This is a genomic window from Desulfospira joergensenii DSM 10085, from assembly GCF_000420085.1.
Lineage (GTDB): Bacteria > Desulfobacterota > Desulfobacteria > Desulfobacterales > Desulfobacteraceae > Desulfospira > Desulfospira joergensenii.
In genome coordinates, this window is sequence record NZ_ATUG01000003.1 from 267054 (window position 1) to 283749 (window position 16696).

Genomic DNA, 16696 nt, shown 5'->3' on the forward strand with positions numbered 1-16696 from the left:
GGGGGCAAAAAAATGAAACTCTCCCGGGTGTTTATGGATGCAGACATCAGGTCTGATAAAGAGGTCGGCTATCTTCTGGACAAGGTGGGAATTGAACCGGAAATTGTGCCTGACTCCAGAGAAGTTTACGATTTCATCAATGGATCATTGGATCCGGTTTCCAGGGCCAAGTCCATCCTTTACATCACCCGAAACAGGGGGGCGGTTATCCGGGAGTGTCCGGGAACCAGCCACTATACCTGCTGCGACTATACCATCCTTCACACGGGTACCTTCTGTACCATGGACTGTTCCTATTGTATTCTCCAGGCCTATTTCCATCCCCCGGTTCTCCAGTATTTTGCCGGATTCGATATTCTGTCCCGGGAACTGGAGGGGGCATTTAACAAGAACCGGATTTTCCGAATGGGAACCGGAGAGTACACGGATTCCCTGATCTGGGAGAAGATCAGCCTGGGCCCTAAATTCCTGGTGGAGAAATTTGCCCGGCAGACCAACAGTCTGCTGGAGCTGAAAACCAAAACCGTAAATGTATCTTCCCTCCTTGACCTGGATCATAACCAAAAAACCGTTCTGGCCTGGTCCGTGAACACCCCGGCCGTCATCCGCACCCAGGAACGGGGGACCGCATCCCTGAAGGCCCGGCTGGAAACTGCAAAATTGTGCCAGCAAAAGGGGTATGGCCTTGCCTTTCATTTTGATCCCCTGGTGATCTATGAGGGGTGTGAACAAGAATATAAACAGGTGGTTGATGAAATATTTGCCCATGTCCGGCCCGAGTCCATCGTCTGGATCAGCATGGGAAGCTTCAGGTTCATGCCCAAGCTCAAGCCGATTGTTGAAAATCGGTTTCCGGATTCTGATATCTGTTACGGAGAGTTTATCCTGGGTCTGGACAATAAGATGCGCTATTTTAAACCCCTGAGGATCAATCTATATAAGGAAGTGGTCGCCCGGATCCGGGAGCACGCACCCCAAACCCTGGTTTATTTCTGCATGGAAGACCGGGAAGCCTGGGAAACCTGCATGGGTTATTTTCCGGGAAAAGAAGGGGAACTCGGCCGCATGCTGGATCTTAGCGCGGTTGAGCACTGCCGGTTGAACTCCGCTCTTTTGTAAATCCATTCCATAAACAACAGGCCGGGAAACTCAGTTTCCCGGCCTGATTCTTCTAATGTACACCGGCGGTCTGTCTGTCCGGATTATTTTTCCTTTTCCGAATTGACCCGTTCTATGATCTTTTTGGACAGGTCGCCCGGGACTTCATCGTACTGCTCAAATTCCATGGTAAAGGTACCCCGGCCCTGGGTCATGGAACTTAAGTCCGGGGCGTATCTCAGCATCTCAGACATGGGAACCAGGGCGTTGATGATCTGCTTGTCTGCTTCGGAATCCATGCCCAGGACACGACCTCTCCGGGAGTTGAGATCTCCCATGATATCGCCGGTGTTGTCGTCGGGCACTTTTACGGCCACCTTCATGATGGGTTCCAGCAGGGTGGGCTTGGCATCCTTGGCCGCATTTTTAAAGGCCAGGGATCCGGCCATTTTAAAGGCCATTTCTGAAGAGTCTACAGAATGGTAGGAGCCAAAATCCAGAGTGGTCCTGAAGTCCACACAGGGGAATCCGGCCAGGATACCCACGGCCGAACTTTCCCGGATACCCGCTTCAACGGCCGGGATGTAATTTTTGGGAATCACGCCGCCCACGATCTTGTCGACAAACTCAAACCCGGTTCCCCTGGGAAGGGGTTCCAGTACGATCCAGCAGTCTCCGTACTGACCATGGCCGCCGGACTGTTTTTTATGCTTGCCCTGGACCCTGATTTTTTTCTTAAAGGTTTCCCTGTAGGCGACCTTCGGTGTGGCAATATCCATTCCCACGTTGAATTTTCTCTGGATCTTTTCAGCCGTGACTTCAATATGGACCAGGCCGCGTCCCGAAAGTATGGTTTGACGGGTTTCTTCTTCCCTCTTGAGCTGAAGACCGGTGTCCTCCTCGAGCATTTTTCTGATCGCTTCGTGGATCTTGTCCTCATCATTTTTGGATTTTGGAGAAATGGCAAAAGAGATCACCGGCGGCATGGGGGCCGGGGCCGGAATCTGAATTTCTTTGCCCTCGGTGAGGGTATCTCCGGTCAGGGTTTCCTTTAATTTGGCCACTGCTACAATGGAACCGGGCAGGGCGGATGTGATGGTTTTCTGCTCTTTGCCCGCCACCTCCAGCAGCTGGGAGTATCTTTCCTTGGTGTCCTTGGTTACGTTAAGAAGATTTCCTTCTTTGCCCAGGCTGCCTGAAATGACCCTGAAAAGAGAAAGTCTTCCCGCATATGGATCGACAATGGTGTTAAACACAAAACCGCAGAATTCGGCGTTGGGGTCAGGGGAAACAACAACCTCCTCTCCATTGGCGTCCTTGGCTGTCCAGTCCCCCCGATCCAGGGGAGAGGGCAGATAATCGTTGATCAACTCAAGTATAAGTTCAATGCCGATCATTTTCGTGGCAGAGGCACTTACGGCCGGGTAAAACTCGGCCCCTAAAATGCCCTGGCGGAAAGCGGCCTTTAATTCATCTTCGGTAATTTCTTCGCCTTCAAGGTATTTCTCAAGAAGTTCGTCGTCCAGTTCTGCTATGTTTTCAACAAATTCTTCCTTTGCCATGGCCATGTCGTCGGCCATGTCCGCCGGAATATCCACTTTTTTTGCCTTGCCGTCATCATCATACTCAAATGCCTGGCCGGACACGATATCCACCAGTCCCTTGAAATTGTCTTCCCGGCCGATGGGAAAGCAGATGGGGACAATTTTCTTTTTCAGGGCGGTTTTGCATGCTTCAAGACAGACGGTATAGTCGGCTCTTTCCCTGTCCAGTTTGTTGACAATAACGACTCCGGGCAGATTGTACTCCAGGGCACTGGCTCCGGCTTCCTCGGTCATGGCGGAAGGGCCGCCCACGCCGTCTATGACAAAGATCATACTGTCTGCCACGGGAAAACAGGTTTTGGAAGCAGAGAAGAAATTCTGGTCACCAGGAGTATCCATCAGGGAGATGGTATGCTTGTTATGGGTATACTTGATAAATGCCGTGTTGATGCTCTGCTGCTTCCGGGTTTCTTCCGGCTGGAAATCCATGACTGTGTTTCCTTCCTCAACCCTTCCCAGACGCTTTATCACCCCGGCCTTAAACAGCATAGCCTCAGCAAGAGTTGTCTTGCCCGCACCTCCATGGCCTGCCAAAGCCACATTTCTCATGGTTTTGATTTCTTCGCTCATTCCTGCTCCTTTAAAAACAATTAATAAAAAAGTAATATTTAAATAATAGAATTTAAATAAAAAAAACAGTGTTTTTTACGGGCTTTCCTGAAAAACCATGAATATGATGCTTTCCTGGTTTCCCTTGGGGCCGAGAATAGGGGAGGGGACTATTCCCCTGATTTCATACCCCCGTTCCTGGAAAAAATCCGACAGATCTTTTCTCACGGCTTCCCTTGTTTTTGGATCCCTTACAACACCTCCCTTGCCAATATTTTCTCTTCCGGCTTCAAACTGGGGTTTGATCAACGCCAGAACCTCGGTTCCGGCAGCCATAAATTTTTCCGCAGCCGGAATCACTTTTTTAAGTGAGATAAAAGAAGTGTCAGCCACCACCATATCCACTTTTTCACCGATCACATCATAGTCCATATACCGGATATTGGTTCTTTCGATGACAACCACCCGGTCATCCTTGCGCAGGGACCAGTCGAGCTGTCCGTACCCCACATCACATGCATAGACCTTTTTGGCTCCGTTCTGTAGGAGGCAGTCGGTGAATCCGCCTGTGGACGCCCCGATATCAAGGCAGACCCGATCCTTTGCACTAATGGGAAAGGTCTCAAATGCCTTTTCAAGTTTGAGCCCCCCCCGGCTCACATAGGGGTTGTCGTCATCCTTGACCACAATTTGGGCCTGGGTACTCACCGGGATTCCGGGCTTATCACAGACCGCATCATCCACCAATACCCTGCCGGCCATGATCATTGCCTTGGCCCTTTGCCTGGATCCCACCAGCCCTTTCTCAGTGATGAGTTGGTCGAGTCTCTGTTTTACAGGCTTGTCCTTATGCATCCGGCTCTTTGCCCAAAAGGGCGCGGGCCTCATTTACAATGGCCGTTGTATCGATGTGATAGTCCCTGCGGAGAACCGCCTGGGAACCATGCTCCACAAAACAATTCTCAATACCGATCCGCTTGACCTGAACCTGGCCCAGGTTCCTGTCAAAGAGCAGCTCAAGAACGGCTGAACCGAAGCCTCCGTCCAGGACATGCTCTTCCACGGTGATGATTCTTTTGATTTTTCCGGCCCTTTCAAGGATAAGAGATTCGTCAAGAGGCTTGACAAATCGGGCATCCATTACCGAGACCCGGATATTTTCTTCCTCCAGAATCCGGGCAGCCTCAAGGGCATCGTTCACGGACCGGCCAATGGCAATAATGAGGAGATCCTGACCCTCCTTGGCCATCCTGGCTTTACCGATTTCAATGGGGGATGGATTTTCCTCAATTTTGACTCCTTCCCCCTTGCCCCGGGGATATCTCATGGCAATGGGTCCCGGATGATTTACCGCCGTCTGAAGCATCCTGGCCAGTTCATTCTCATTGGAAGGGGCCATGACCACCATATTGGGGATGCTTCTCAGATAGGCATAATCAAACAGACCATGGTGGGTGGGGCCGTCTTCTCCCACGATGCCGCCCCGGTCAATGGCAAAGATCACGGGATGGGCATCAATACAGACATCATGGAGGATCTGATCATAGGCCCGCTGCAGAAAGGTGGAATAAATGGCCACCACCGGTTTCAGCCCCCTGGATGCCAGGCCGGCGGAAAAGGTAACGGCATGCTGCTCTGCAATCCCCACATCAAAGAACCGGTTTTCAAACTCCCGGGCAAACCGGGTCAGACCGGTTCCCTCGGGCATGGCCGCAGTCACTGCCACGATTCTTTCATCCTTCTTGGCCAGACGGATCATATGATCCCCGAAAACCTCTGTATAGGTGGGGACTTTATCTTTTGCTTTTTTATCGCTTTTCCCGGTTTCAACGGCAAAGCAGCCCACTCCGTGGAAATAAACCGGATTTTTTTCAGCCGGTCCGTATCCTTTGCCTTTTTGGGTGGTGACATGGAGAAGTACCGGGGAATCGGGATGCCGGATATTGGTCAGAATGTCGATGAGGTGGTCGAGGTTATGGCCGTTGATGGGGCCGAAATAGTCGAAGTTAAAGGCTTCAAAGAGCATTCCCGGGGTGACGAATGTTTTAAAGGAGTCTTCCCACCGTTTGGCAAGTCCGTACATGTCGTCGCCGATCTTGGGAAAAGACTTTAAAAAAGAACCGAACTGGTTCCTCATATTCTGAAGGGTCTTGGATGAAAAGGTCCGGCTCAGGTATGAAGACAAGGCCCCGACATTGGCAGATATAGACATGTCGTTGTCATTGAGGATGACGATCATTCCCGGTTTCAGATCCCCGGTCTGGTTCAGTCCTTCATAGGCAATACCGGCGGTGAGTGATCCGTCTCCGATTACGGAAATCACGTCTGAATTGTCTTGGATCAAGCCCTTGGCAGAACGGATTCCCAGGGCCGCTGAAATGGATGTGGATGAATGGCCCACGGTAAATCCGTCATAGGGACTTTCCTTGATTTTGGAAAATCCGGAGATTCCCTTGTACTGGCGAAGGGTGTCAAAGAGTTCATTGCGTCCGGTCAGAAGCTTGTGGGCATAGGATTGATGCCCCACATCCCAGATCAGGGTATCCTGGGGAAGGTCAAATACATAGTGGATGGCCAGGGTCAGTTCAACGGCCCCCAGACTGGAAGCCAGGTGCCCCCCGTTTTTTGAAACCACTTCAATAATCCGGCTTCGCAGTTCCTTTGCAAGGTCCGGCAGCTGGTCCCGGGACAAGGCTTTTACATCTCTGGACGTTTTGATTTGTTCAAGCAGACTCAAATTTTTTACCTGTGTTTAATTTTATATTTTTAAATAACTTGTTTTACGTCTATCTCTTCCTTTGAACGATATACCGGGCAATGGCCCGTAAAGGATCTGCCTTTTGGTCAAACCCTTCCAGGGCATCCCATGCGTCCCGGATTAATTTTTCAGCATATTCTTTGGAGCGTGAAAGTCCCATAACCGCAGGGAAAGTGGTCTTTTCACTGGCCGCATCCGAGCCTGCCGCCTTTCCCATGATCTTTGGATCGCCCTCAATGTTGAGGATATCATCCATGACCTGGAAGGCCAGTCCGATGGAATCGGCATACTTTAGCAGGGGAGTGCGAAGTTTTTCTCCGCCATTTGCGCTTTGCACACCCGAGTCCACACTGACCGATATCATCCTCCCGGTTTTAAGGGTATGGAGCCGGATCAGACGGTCCAGAATTTCATCTGAAGGCCCTTTTTTTAACAGTTCCTGGGACTGCATGTCCAGCATCTGTCCTTCCACCATTCCGTCGATGCCGGCTGCCAGGGAAATATCTGCGATCACCTTTAAAAGAACGGCATTGTCCGGATAGACCTCAAATAGATCATGGGGCCGGGACAGGACACGGAAGGCATGGGTGAGCAGGCCGTCCCCCGCCAGAATGGCGGTGGCCTCGGAGAATTTTTTGTGGCAGGTGGGAACCCCCCTTCTCAGATCGTCATCATCCATGGCCGGCAGGTCATCGTGGATCAGGGAGTAAGTGTGGATCAGTTCAATGGCACAGCCGGCGGGCAGGGCAAGCATGGGATTCCCGCCGCAGGCTTGGGCCGAGGCCAGGGCCAGAATCGGGCGCAACCGCTTGCCTCCGGCCATGAGGGAGTGATCCATGGCCCGGATCAGTTCCCTGTTTTGATCAAAGCCTGTAAAAATTCTTGTAAGCCCGTCATTGACCAGTTTCCGGCAACTCTTCAGATAAGCGGGCAGATCAAATGAAAGTTCATTGGTCCTCAAGGGGAGTTTCCTCCAGGGAGCCATCCAGTCCCTGTGTTAAAACCGTTATCTTTTTCTCGGTCTGGTTCAAGATTTTCTTGCAGTATTGTGCATGGGCAATGCCGGTTTCATATTTTTTCAGGGCCTGCTCAAGGGGCAGGTCCCCGGATTCCATTTCCCGGACGATCTCTTCAAGCTGCTTGAGTGATTCTTCGAAACTTTTTTTCTTGGCCATATTTACAATTTCTCCAGGGGATTTTTCCCCGATTGTTTTATTCGCATATAGAATCTTCGACCCGGGCCATCAGCCGTCCCTTTGACAAGAAGACCTCAACGGAAGTCCCGGGTTGAATTTTGCCGGCGTCCATGGCAATTGTTTTTTCAGGAAGGGTCTGGACGATGCTGTACCCCCTGTCAAGTACGGATTCAGGGCTGAGGGCCGACAGATGCATTTCAAGCTGATCCAGCCGGGTCCGGGATCTGTCCAGGCATCCCTTCATTTCCAGCCCCATTCTCTTGGAAAGCTCTTTGAGTTGACGGGTTCCGGCCTCGACCTGGGGTTGGGAGCCGTTCAAATTCCGGCAGGCCCAGGAGAGTTTCTCCTTTTTATGAAACAGCTGATTTTCAAGGGAATTCATCATCCTGGATTCAAGCTCTTCCAGCCTGAACCGGTAATCATCCATGGTCCGCCTGGGACTTTTGAGCCTGGATTCAAGATCATGGATCCTGTTTGTTAAAAAGCCCAATCTTTGATTCATGGAAGAAACCATGGACATTTCAAGACGTTCCAGAATCTGAATGAGATTTTTTTTGTCGGGCAGGGCCGATTCAGCAGCCGCAGACGGGGTAGGGGCCCTTAGATCCGCCACAAAATCGGCTATGGTGAAATCGGTTTCATGTCCCACCCCGGTGATCACCGGAATGTTGGATTCGAATATGGCTCGGGCCACAACTTCAGAGTTAAAAGCCGCCAGATCCTCCATGGATCCGCCGCCCCGGGCAAGGATGATCAGATCGGATTTTCCCGACCTGTTGGCCAGTTCAAGGGCATGGGCAATTTCTCGATCTGCGCCTTCACCCTGGACCTTGACCGGCAGAAGTTCAAGCCGGCAAAGGGGAAGCCTGCGATTGGCGACCTTTATGATGTCCCGGACAGCCGCACCGGTTCCGGAAGTGATGAGATTGATTTTCAGAGGCAGAAACGGAATTTCTTTTTTATGGGCCGCGTCAAACAGACCTTCCTGGAACAATTTTTTTTTCAGCTGTTCAAAGGCGAGCTGAAGGGATCCGGCCCCCTCGGGTTCCATATGTTCAAAGATGAGCTGGTATGCACCCCTGGGTTCGTACAGGGAAAGTCTGGCAAGCCCGATAACCTTGAGCCCGTTTTCCGGGTTGAACTTCAGGGAGGTCTTTTGATTTTTGAACATGACGCAGTTGACAACGGCTTTGGCATCTTTGAGGGAAAAATAGGAATGCCCGGAAACAGGAACCGCATAATTTGAAATTTCCCCGATGATCCATACAAAGGGAAATTTATTTTCCAAAAGAGACTTGATCTCTCTGGTCAGGTTTGAAACCGTGTATATGTTTCCATTATTTTTTTCTGCAGCCATCTTCCCAACCCGTTCAAATGCAAAGATAATATTTATAGAACAATGGTGTGGTTTTAACAATACAAATCTTGGAATTCTGATATTTTAATCAAACCTGATTTTTCTTTTAAAACCCCCGGATATCAAAGGTCTGATAATATATATTATGTAAACTTTTTATAAAATACCCGGAATGTACGGATAGCCCGGGTTCCAAGGGGAATTAATCAAATTGTAATCTTGCAATCCCCTCTTTTGATGTTATATTACGAGTCAAGATATATAGACAATCCATTTTACGGAGGAAACCAATGAATACAAATTTTTCAACATCCCAGTATGCAGGCACTGCCAGCCGGGTGAATGCCTTTATCCGAAGTACATACAATTGGATGGCAGTCGGTCTGGCTCTTACAGGAGTCACTTCCTATTTTGTCTCCACCAGTCCGGCCATTCTTCAGATGGTCTACGGAAATCCCATTATGCCCTTTGCCATGATGATCGGACTGGTCATTCTCTGTGGATTCCTGGGCGCCAGAATCAATAAAATGCAGGCCAGCACCGCCACGGGCCTTTATGCGCTTCTCACCGTGCTTTACGGTGTCTGCCTGGCTCCCATTTTTCTGGTTTACACATCATCGTCCATCGCCTCGACCTTTTTCATCTGCGCAGCTACTTTTGGTGCGGCAAGCGTCTACGGCATGGTGACTAAAAAGGATCTCACCGGTATGGCCCAGTTTATGATGATGGGTCTTATAGGAATCATCATTGCCATGGTCGTCAATATCTTTATCGGCTCCACCATGATGCAGATGATCATTTCCATGATCGCCGTGGTTATCTTCACCGGTCTGACGGCCTATGATACCCAGAAACTGAAATCCATGGCCGTGACAATGCCGGATAACGCCACCGGAGCCATGGTTCGCAAAGGCGCCATCATGGGGGCTTTGAGTCTTTACCTGGATTTCATGGGTCTGTTTGTCCATCTGCTCCATCTGCTGGGCGTGGCCAGAGATTAAGATCTGCTAAATAGACATCTGCATTGCATATTGTATATGCAATAGTAAATACGGGCGTTTTGGTGAGGTTTGTTTATACCAAAACTCCCGTTGTACGTGCAATGCCCGCCACTGAATCGATTGTCAGGCGATATTCTCCCGGATGGACTGACAGATCTTCTCGCAATAGGCAAGGGTTTGATCCTGATCCGGCCCTTCCACCATGACCCGGAGCAAAGGTTGTGTACCGGAATACCGGATCAGCACCCTGCCCCGGCCGGACAATTTTTCTTCCACCTGGTCAATGGTTTTGGCAATGGGAGGGATGCTTTTAAAATCCGGCCTTGATGCATCCACTTCCACGTTGATCAAAACCATGGGATATACGGTCATAATGGATGCCAATTCGGATAAGGGCTTTTTTGCGGTCATCATTATTTCAAGGAGCTTAAGGGCTGAAAGTATGCCGTCTCCTGTGGTGTGATCTTCAAGAAAGATCATGTGCCCCGAGTCCTCACCGCCGATCACGGCTCCGGACCGCATCATCTCCTCCAATACCTTGCGGTCGCCCACATCGGATTTTAAGTGTCTGATGCCAAGGGAGTCTAAGGTCTCTGTCAGTCCGATATTGCTCATGATTGTGCTTACAAGGGTGTTGTTTTTCAAGCTTCCCTTTTTCTTTGCGTATTTGGCGCAAATGGCCAGAATCTGGTCCCCTGAAATCTCCTTGCCGGTCTCATCCACTGCGATCAGGCGGTCTGCATCGCCGTCAAAGGCAAGGCCGGCGTCGGCCTTTTCTTCTATAACCCGTTTTTTCAGGGTGTCCGTATGCTGGGATCCGCACTTCTCATTGATATTGCATCCGTTTGGCTGATCAAAGATATAGAGAGGATCAAACAGGCCGGAGCCAAATACCATGCGTCCGATTTTTGACGCCGCGCCGTTGGATGCGTCGATGATCAGCTTGAGGGGGTTTTCGCCGGGCCCTTGGGGTTTCCTGATTGGAAACCTGGACAGAAGAAAAGCGGCATACTTATCCAAACTATCTGAAATTATGGAAATTTTTCCGATATTTTTCTGTGAAACATCGTCCTGGTCATTCAGAATTCTGGATTCGATCTCCTCTTCCTGGGCATCGGTGAGCTTAATTCCGCCCTTTCTGAATATTTTAATTCCGTTGTCATAATAGGGATTGTGGGAAGCGGAAATCACGATGCCGGCCCCTGCCCCTTTCAGACAGGAACAAAGATAGGCAACCCCTGGGGTGGGAATTACTCCGGCAAGGCGGACTTCCACCCCGGCTGATGAGGCACCTGCGGCCAAAGCCGCTTCCAGCATATGGCCAGAAACCCGGGTGTCCCTTCCGATGATCAGAAACTGATCTTGATTTTTTCTGACAAAATTTCCCACTGCCCGGCCTGTTTTGACCGCGATTTCACAGGTGATGGGAAAGGTGTTTGCCCTGCCCCTGATACCGTCTGTTCCGAAAAGTCCTGCCATTTTTTTGCCTTAATTCCGATCTGATTTATATCAATAGGGGCTCTAGTATCCGGTTTTCAATATTGTACAGCCATTCACTTCCGGTTTTCCGGGCCTGGGAAGAAAGTCCTTTGATAACGCCAGTATAATCCTTTCCTTTTTCTCGGATTCCGGCCTCTACTGCCCGGATTACTTTTTCTCCGCCCTCGTTCATTTGCTCTTTTTTCAATTCCGCCTCAAAAATTCTTTTGGCAAGGGTAAAATTTTGGATGGCCCTGTCATGGCTGTTGATCCGGGTGGATACACCATTGGGTTTTGTTTTTTTTGAGCCTGAGGTTAGGATCTCTTTGGAGGTAATTAGTTTTTCACAAAAAATTCCCAACCTGCGGATCCTTTCCCCTAGGCAGATGTCCAGGTTTTCCTGCATGCCCCAAACCAGAGCCTTTGAAAGATCATCCCCGGCAAACAGGGGCCGGACATGGGCATACCAGGCCTTCAGAGAGATCAGTCCGGCAATATATCTGAGATTATGATTGAAAATTCTTTCCACCTGGGAGTAGACCCCGGGCTTCCAGGGCATGGACATGGATTTCATTCCCCCTGCCAGAATCAGGCGGTCCGGTTTCTCTTCATCCTTTCGAACAACTGAGCCGGCAGCTGAAATGCAGCCGAACCCGATTCTGACAGGGCCCACAATGCCCCCCTGCCCCCCCAGGAAAATGGGCCGCTGATCCAGCATGACCCCCTGGTGCACATTCCCCATCATGGACGGAGTGGCCTTGTCCTGGTTCGGGGTATAATTAAAATGGATAAAGGAAGACCCGACTTCCGAGTGGTCTTTCCGGCTGGTGCCGCCGGCCATGAAACAGTCACAGAAGTTGATCAGGCTTCCCAGTGTGACAAAGGGAAAAAGAAGAGTCTGCTTGAGTCCCACGGTGTGGGCGGCATTGGCCTGTTCTTCCAGAATGGTTCCGGAACGGACATGGGCCCCAGACCCAAAGGTATTCTCCCCGGCAAAAACAGCTCCCTGGAAAAATCCGCCGTTGAGCCGGGTGTTTTTCCCCACCAGGGTATCTTCCAGGGTGACCGGTGCCTCATACCCGATCCTGGAATTTTCCATGATCAGGGTTCGGGACCCCATAAGCTTGGTTCCGCTGAACAGAGTGACATTGTCCGTGGAAATCCGGTCCAGATCGACTTCCTCCGCGATATAAACCGAATCCGGATTGGGAATATTGACCCCCCTTTGGAGTAAAGCTTCTATTTTACGCTCTTTCATGGCTTCACTATTAGATTTCTTCTGCCTGCCCTGTCAAGGATTTTTAAGTTTCCCGGCTTGACCCGGGGGGCCAGGTTTACTATCCTAGGGACCATCTTGATGGATTTCATACCCTTTTATAGGAGAACAAAGATGAGCCGGGCAACCATGCATGAACTTGACGAATTCAAAGCTCTCAGTCTTCAGGCGGAAAAATTCAGTCAAAGTGAATACCACCTGAAAAATCTGATCCGGGAACCGGACCGGTTTCAGAGGTTCAGCCTGGGCGCGGATTCCATGTTTTTTGATTTTTCACGGCAGCGGATTGATGGGGAGAGTCTGGCCTCCCTCCATGCTCTTGCAGAAAAGACCCGGGCCCTGGAGACCTTTTCTCAAATGACCCTGGGAAGCCTGGTGAATAAAACCGAACAACGGGCCGCCCTCCATACCGGTGCCCGGGAGTTTAGCCGCAAAGAACTGCGGACAAAAGAGGTGGATGTACTTGGGGAAATGGCCCGGGTGAATCAGGAGATTCAGGATTTTTCATCCTCCCTTCATGCAGGCAGGATAAAGGGCTCCACAGGCAAACCCTTTACCCATGCCGTGATCGTTGGGATCGGAGGGTCCTATCTGGGGTGTGAGTTTGTATATGAGGCGTTAAAAACCGTTCATGATCCCAAAATCAGACTCTCATTTCTCTCCAATGTGGACATTGATAATTTTGGCACCATTACCAAAGAGATCGACCCTGAAACCTGCCTCTGGATCGTTATTTCCAAATCCTACACCACCACCGAGACCATGGCCAACCTGGAACAGGTTCAAACCTTTCTTAAAGACCATGATCTGAATGTATCCGGCCATCTGGTCACGATTACGGCAAAAGCAAGTCCCGGCGATGATCCGTCCGCAGCCATCCTGGACAGTTTTCACATGTTTGATTTCATCGGCGGCAGATATTCCGTCAGTTCCGCCGTGGGCGGACTGCCTTTGAGCCTGGCCTTCGGCTTTGGAGTGTTTGAGGACTTTCTTCAAGGATGCCATTTAATGGATCTTCATGCCCAAAGAAAAGCGCCGGAAGAGAACATCCCCTTAACCGCCGCCCTGATCAGCATCTGGAACATCTTCTGCCTCGGGTATCCGGCCCAGGCCGTCATCCCCTATTCCAGCGGTCTATCCAGGCTGGCCCCCCATGTTCAGCAACTCTATATGGAAAGCCTGGGAAAAATGGTGACGGAAGAGGGGCAATTTTTGAATCAGCCCGGGGGATGCATCATATTCGGAGAACCCGGAACCAATGCCCAGCACTCTTTTTTCCAGCTGGCCCACCAGGGTCCGGCCTTTCCCATTGATTTCATCGGTGTGGTCACTCCGGGGTTTACGGGCAGGGCCGCTCTTTCAAAGGGGGTATCCAACCACCAGGAACTCTGGGCCAATATGATTGCCCAGACCACGGCCCTGGCCCTTGGCAAGGAAGACGAACGGCCTGAAAAATTTTTTCCGGGTAACCGGCCCTCGTCGGTGATTCTGATCAATGATTTGTCCGCCCGGAGCATTGGCACACTCCTGTCCTTCTATGAGGCAAGAACGGTTCTGGAAGGATTTATCCTTGGGATCAATCCCTTTGACCAGTTCGGCGTGGAGCTGGGAAAAACCCTGGCAACCTCCATCCGAACCGAGATCCAATCAAAAAACAACGACCCTTCCCACGGTTTTGATCACATGGGAAGGGCCGAAGAATTTTATCTGACCACTCTTTTTAAAGGTAAGCTATAGGGTCTCTCTTAAATTATTCAGAAGAACTTATAGATGGACGCCCCCCAGGTCAGGCCGGCGCCGAGACCGGCAAATAAAACGATCTGACCGGAAGTCCCGATCCGGCCCTGTTCCATGGCCTCGTGCAGGGCAAGGGGAATGCTTGCCGCCGTTGTATTTCCGTAGTTTTCAATATTATGAAAGACCTTGTCTTCAGGGACCTTGAGGAATTGACCAAAAGCCTGGTTGATCCTTTTGTTGGCCTGGTGGGGAATGATCAGGTCAATCTGGTCCAGGGTGATGCCTGCGGTCGTAAGGGCTTCATTGGTCACCTTGGGCAGCATTCTGACGGCTTTTTTGAAAATGGCAGGGCCGTCCATGACCGGATAGTACCGGGGATCGTCAAGGCTGAGTTCCTTGGGGAAGCGGTCGACAAGCCTAGAGGCCGGCAGTTCGGTCATGAGGGAAGAGGCAAAATGCCCGTCCGCATGGAGTGCGGATGCCAGCAGCCCCACCTTTTCATCGGTCTCGATTCCTTCCAGACATACGGCAGCGGCTCCGTCACCGAAGATGACGGTCACGTCCCTGCCCCGGGTGGATTTGTCAAGCCCGGAAGAGTGAACCTCTCCGCCCACAAGAAGAATTTTTTTGGCCAGTCCGGATTTGATATAGGCATCCGCCGTTGCAAGGCCGTAGAGAAATCCGGTGCACTGCTGACGGATATCGAGAACCGGCGTGGAGTTGAGACCCAGGCGCGCCGCCATGAGGCAGCCAGACCCCGGAAACATGATGTCCGGGCTCAATGTGGCAAAAATAATAAAATCAAGATCCTCGGGAGTCCATCCGGCCATATCCAGGGCTTTTTGGGCGGCCTCATATCCGAGATCCGAAGAACCGCACTCTTCGGTAATCCAATGCCGCTGCCGGATACCGGTTCTCTGGCGGATCCATTCATCCGAGGTATCCATTATCTCTTCAAGATCCTGATTGGTGACTATATTGGGAGGAACAAACATGCCGGTTCCTTTTATCATGCTCTGTTTCATTGGTGGCTTCCTTGTTTTAATTATCTGCCTTGATAAATTCATTCCAGTGATTTATTATTCACGCCTTATAATATTAATTTTGTGTTAAGGCAAGAACCTTAGCATCCGAACCCATATCCAAAGAAAGCTACCCGTGCTCATTCAATTATTGATTCTGGCCGCAGGCCTTGCCCTGCTTTATATCGGCTCCACTGTTCTCGTGGAAGGGGCAGCCTCCACCGCCATCATGTTTGCTATCCGCCCGGTTATCGTTGGATTAACCATTGTCTCCCTTGCCACATCCGCCCCGGAGCTTCTGGTCAGCCTGGTGGCGGCCATAAAAGGGTCCGGGGGAATATCCATCGGCAATATCATCGGTTCCAATGTCATCAATATCACCCTTGTCCTTGGGATTTCCGCCCTGCTTAAGCCGGTCTCCGTGAAAAAACAGGTGGCCAGGATTGAAATTCCCTATATGATCCTTGTTTCCCTGGTGTTCTGGATTCTCTGCCTGGATTCAGATCTGGGGCGGACCGACGGGATTATCCTTTTGCTCCTGCTTCTGGTGTTTCTGGTTTACGGCATCCTGACCGCAAAGGACAACAACAAGGGCTGTCCGGATACCCCCTCCCCTGTCCGGTCCGGCAAAAAGATCCTGAAAAACGGCATCTACATCGTTCTGGGGATCATCATGCTTGGGGTCGGGGCGGATTTTGTTGTCACTGAAGCCATTGTCATTGCCAATAAAATCGGGCTGTCCCAAACCTTTATCGGTATTTCAGTGGTTGCCCTGGGAACCTCTTTGCCTGAACTTGCCACTTCCGCCGTTGCCGCGGCCAGGAATGAAAGTGATATCTCCGTGGGGAATGTGGTGGGATCCAATCTCTTTAATATCTGCCTGGTCATGGGAACTGTGGGGATGTTCAATCCCATGGCCATTAATCCGGAACTTCACTCTTTTCAGTTCCCCTTCATGCTCTTCATCACTGTCCTGTTAGGCAGTGTGGCTTTTCTGGGCCGGGGGGTGAATAAAAAAACAGGAACCCTGTTTATCGCCTTATTTTTCATCTATATTGTCGTGTCCTACTTTAGATAAGATAAAAATCTACTCTTTTTTTCTTTTTTTCTCTTGCAAACCATTGCGGATCTATTATATGCACTAACCATTATACAAGATTCCCTTGCACTCTTAAGGTAAAAAAAAATGGCAGAAAACCCTTTACGACTTTTAATAGTCGATGACAACGAAGACATCCTGTCCACCTTTTATGAATTTTTCAATTCAATGGGATATGAAGTGAAAACCGCCGTGGACGGGTTTGCAGCCCTTAAGATCCTGAAAGATAAATCCCATATTTTTCACTGCCTGATAACGGATCTTGTCATGCCGAACATCAGTGGGGTGGGATTAATCTCCATCGTAAAAAAGGAGTATCCCCATATCAAAATCATCGCCATGACAGGTTACGGAGATCAGCCCGGAGCACTTGCATCCGAAGCAGAAGCGGATCTGGTCCTGTTTAAACCCATAGATCTTTTTAAAATTGAAGAAAAGGTTTCCGCCCTCTTAACCAAAGATAACCCAGAAAAATAAATCTACGACAAAATTATGAGTACACCCTTAATCGGCGTAAGCA

At 50.3% G+C, this 16696-nt stretch carries 14 protein-coding genes; 5 read left to right on the forward strand and 9 right to left on the reverse strand.

Annotated features, from left to right (window positions below):
- The first annotated feature begins 12 nt into the window (after positions 1–12).
- On the forward strand, positions 13–1119 hold the full coding sequence (locus F608_RS0125445) for an SPL family radical SAM protein (protein ID WP_022668566.1): 1107 nt from the start codon (positions 13–15) through the stop codon (positions 1117–1119).
- 83 nt (positions 1120–1202) lie between these two features.
- On the opposite strand, the gene fusA is transcribed toward F608_RS0125445, so the two are convergent.
- The 6 genes from fusA to xseA all read right to left on the reverse strand — a co-directional run bounded on the left by fusA (position 1203) and on the right by xseA (position 8562).
- A complete protein-coding gene (fusA, locus tag F608_RS0125450; RefSeq protein ID WP_022668567.1) occupies positions 1203–3272 on the reverse strand; it encodes an elongation factor G in 2070 nt (689 codons plus the stop codon).
- A 75-nt stretch (positions 3273–3347) separates the two neighbouring features.
- Positions 3348–4106: a TlyA family RNA methyltransferase gene (locus F608_RS0125455; RefSeq protein WP_022668568.1), complete on the reverse strand. Its 759-nt coding sequence runs from the start codon at positions 4104–4106 to the stop codon at positions 3348–3350.
- Complete coding sequence (gene dxs / locus F608_RS33355) at positions 4099–5988, reverse strand: 1-deoxy-D-xylulose-5-phosphate synthase (protein ID WP_022668569.1); 1890 nt, start codon at positions 5986–5988, stop codon at positions 4099–4101. The genes F608_RS0125455 and dxs overlap by 8 nt, the downstream gene beginning before the upstream one ends.
- A 49-nt stretch (positions 5989–6037) precedes the next feature.
- Positions 6038–6970 (reverse strand): polyprenyl synthetase family protein, encoded by a 933-nt coding sequence (locus tag F608_RS0125465; RefSeq protein ID WP_022668570.1) that lies wholly within the window; start codon positions 6968–6970, stop codon positions 6038–6040.
- The gene (xseB, locus tag F608_RS0125470; RefSeq protein WP_022668571.1) at positions 6957–7184 is read right to left on the reverse strand and encodes an exodeoxyribonuclease VII small subunit; all 228 of its coding nucleotides are present in this window, start codon (positions 7182–7184) and stop codon (positions 6957–6959) included. The genes F608_RS0125465 and xseB overlap by 14 nt, the downstream gene beginning before the upstream one ends.
- 37 nt (positions 7185–7221) lie before the next feature.
- Positions 7222–8562 (reverse strand): exodeoxyribonuclease VII large subunit, encoded by a 1341-nt coding sequence (xseA, locus tag F608_RS0125475; RefSeq protein WP_022668572.1) that lies wholly within the window; start codon positions 8560–8562, stop codon positions 7222–7224.
- 290 nt (positions 8563–8852) lie between these two features.
- Between xseA and F608_RS0125480 the strand changes: the two genes are divergently transcribed.
- The gene (locus tag F608_RS0125480; RefSeq protein ID WP_022668573.1) at positions 8853–9563 is read left to right on the forward strand and encodes a Bax inhibitor-1/YccA family protein; all 711 of its coding nucleotides are present in this window, start codon (positions 8853–8855) and stop codon (positions 9561–9563) included.
- 123 nt (positions 9564–9686) lie between these two features.
- On the opposite strand, the gene glmM is transcribed toward F608_RS0125480, so the two are convergent.
- Together glmM and F608_RS0125490 are read right to left on the reverse strand one after the other, a co-directional pair.
- Complete coding sequence (glmM, locus tag F608_RS0125485) at positions 9687–11042, reverse strand: phosphoglucosamine mutase (protein ID WP_022668574.1); 1356 nt, start codon at positions 11040–11042, stop codon at positions 9687–9689.
- A gap of 25 nt (positions 11043–11067) precedes the next feature.
- Positions 11068–12300, reverse strand: a complete 1233-nt coding sequence (locus F608_RS0125490; protein WP_022668575.1) for a protein GlmU — start codon at positions 12298–12300, stop codon at positions 11068–11070.
- Positions 12301–12432: 132 nt separating this feature from the next.
- Here F608_RS0125490 and pgi point away from each other — a divergent pair, with 132 nt between their 5' ends.
- Complete coding sequence (pgi, locus tag F608_RS0125495; protein ID WP_022668576.1) at positions 12433–14055, forward strand: glucose-6-phosphate isomerase; 1623 nt, start codon at positions 12433–12435, stop codon at positions 14053–14055.
- A 17-nt stretch (positions 14056–14072) separates the two neighbouring features.
- On the opposite strand, the gene F608_RS0125500 is transcribed toward pgi, so the two are convergent.
- Positions 14073–15080 carry a 3-oxoacyl-ACP synthase III family protein gene (locus F608_RS0125500; protein WP_022668577.1) on the reverse strand — a complete coding sequence of 336 codons (1008 nt, stop codon included), beginning with the start codon at positions 15078–15080 and terminating at the stop codon, positions 14073–14075.
- A gap of 133 nt (positions 15081–15213) precedes the next feature.
- Between F608_RS0125500 and F608_RS0125505 the strand changes: the two genes are divergently transcribed.
- On the forward strand, positions 15214–16155 hold the full coding sequence (locus F608_RS0125505) for a calcium/sodium antiporter (protein WP_022668578.1): 942 nt from the start codon (positions 15214–15216) through the stop codon (positions 16153–16155).
- A 108-nt stretch (positions 16156–16263) separates the two neighbouring features.
- The gene (locus F608_RS0125510) at positions 16264–16653 is read left to right on the forward strand and encodes a response regulator (RefSeq protein WP_022668579.1); all 390 of its coding nucleotides are present in this window, start codon (positions 16264–16266) and stop codon (positions 16651–16653) included.
- Positions 16654–16696: the final 43 nt, after the last annotated feature.

Excerpts from the sequence above, each read along its gene's own strand:
- F608_RS0125445 (WP_022668566.1), top strand. The coding sequence starts at position 13 with ATGAAACTCTCCCGGGTGTTTATGGATGCAGACATCAGGTCTGATAAA.
- fusA (WP_022668567.1), bottom strand. The coding sequence starts at position 3,272 with ATGAGCGAAGAAATCAAAACCATGAGAAATGTGGCTTTGGCAGGCCAT.
- F608_RS0125455 (WP_022668568.1), bottom strand. The coding sequence starts at position 4,106 with ATGCATAAGGACAAGCCTGTAAAACAGAGACTCGACCAACTCATCACT.
- xseB (WP_022668571.1), bottom strand. The coding sequence starts at position 7,184 with ATGGCCAAGAAAAAAAGTTTCGAAGAATCACTCAAGCAGCTTGAAGAG.
- xseA (WP_022668572.1), bottom strand. The coding sequence starts at position 8,562 with ATGGCTGCAGAAAAAAATAATGGAAACATATACACGGTTTCAAACCTG.
- F608_RS0125480 (WP_022668573.1), top strand. The coding sequence starts at position 8,853 with ATGAATACAAATTTTTCAACATCCCAGTATGCAGGCACTGCCAGCCGG.
- glmM (WP_022668574.1), bottom strand. The coding sequence starts at position 11,042 with ATGGCAGGACTTTTCGGAACAGACGGTATCAGGGGCAGGGCAAACACC.
- F608_RS0125490 (WP_022668575.1), bottom strand. The coding sequence starts at position 12,300 with ATGAAAGAGCGTAAAATAGAAGCTTTACTCCAAAGGGGGGTCAATATT.
- pgi (WP_022668576.1), top strand. The coding sequence starts at position 12,433 with ATGAGCCGGGCAACCATGCATGAACTTGACGAATTCAAAGCTCTCAGT.
- F608_RS0125500 (WP_022668577.1), bottom strand. The coding sequence starts at position 15,080 with ATGAAACAGAGCATGATAAAAGGAACCGGCATGTTTGTTCCTCCCAAT.
- F608_RS0125510 (WP_022668579.1), top strand. The coding sequence starts at position 16,264 with ATGGCAGAAAACCCTTTACGACTTTTAATAGTCGATGACAACGAAGAC.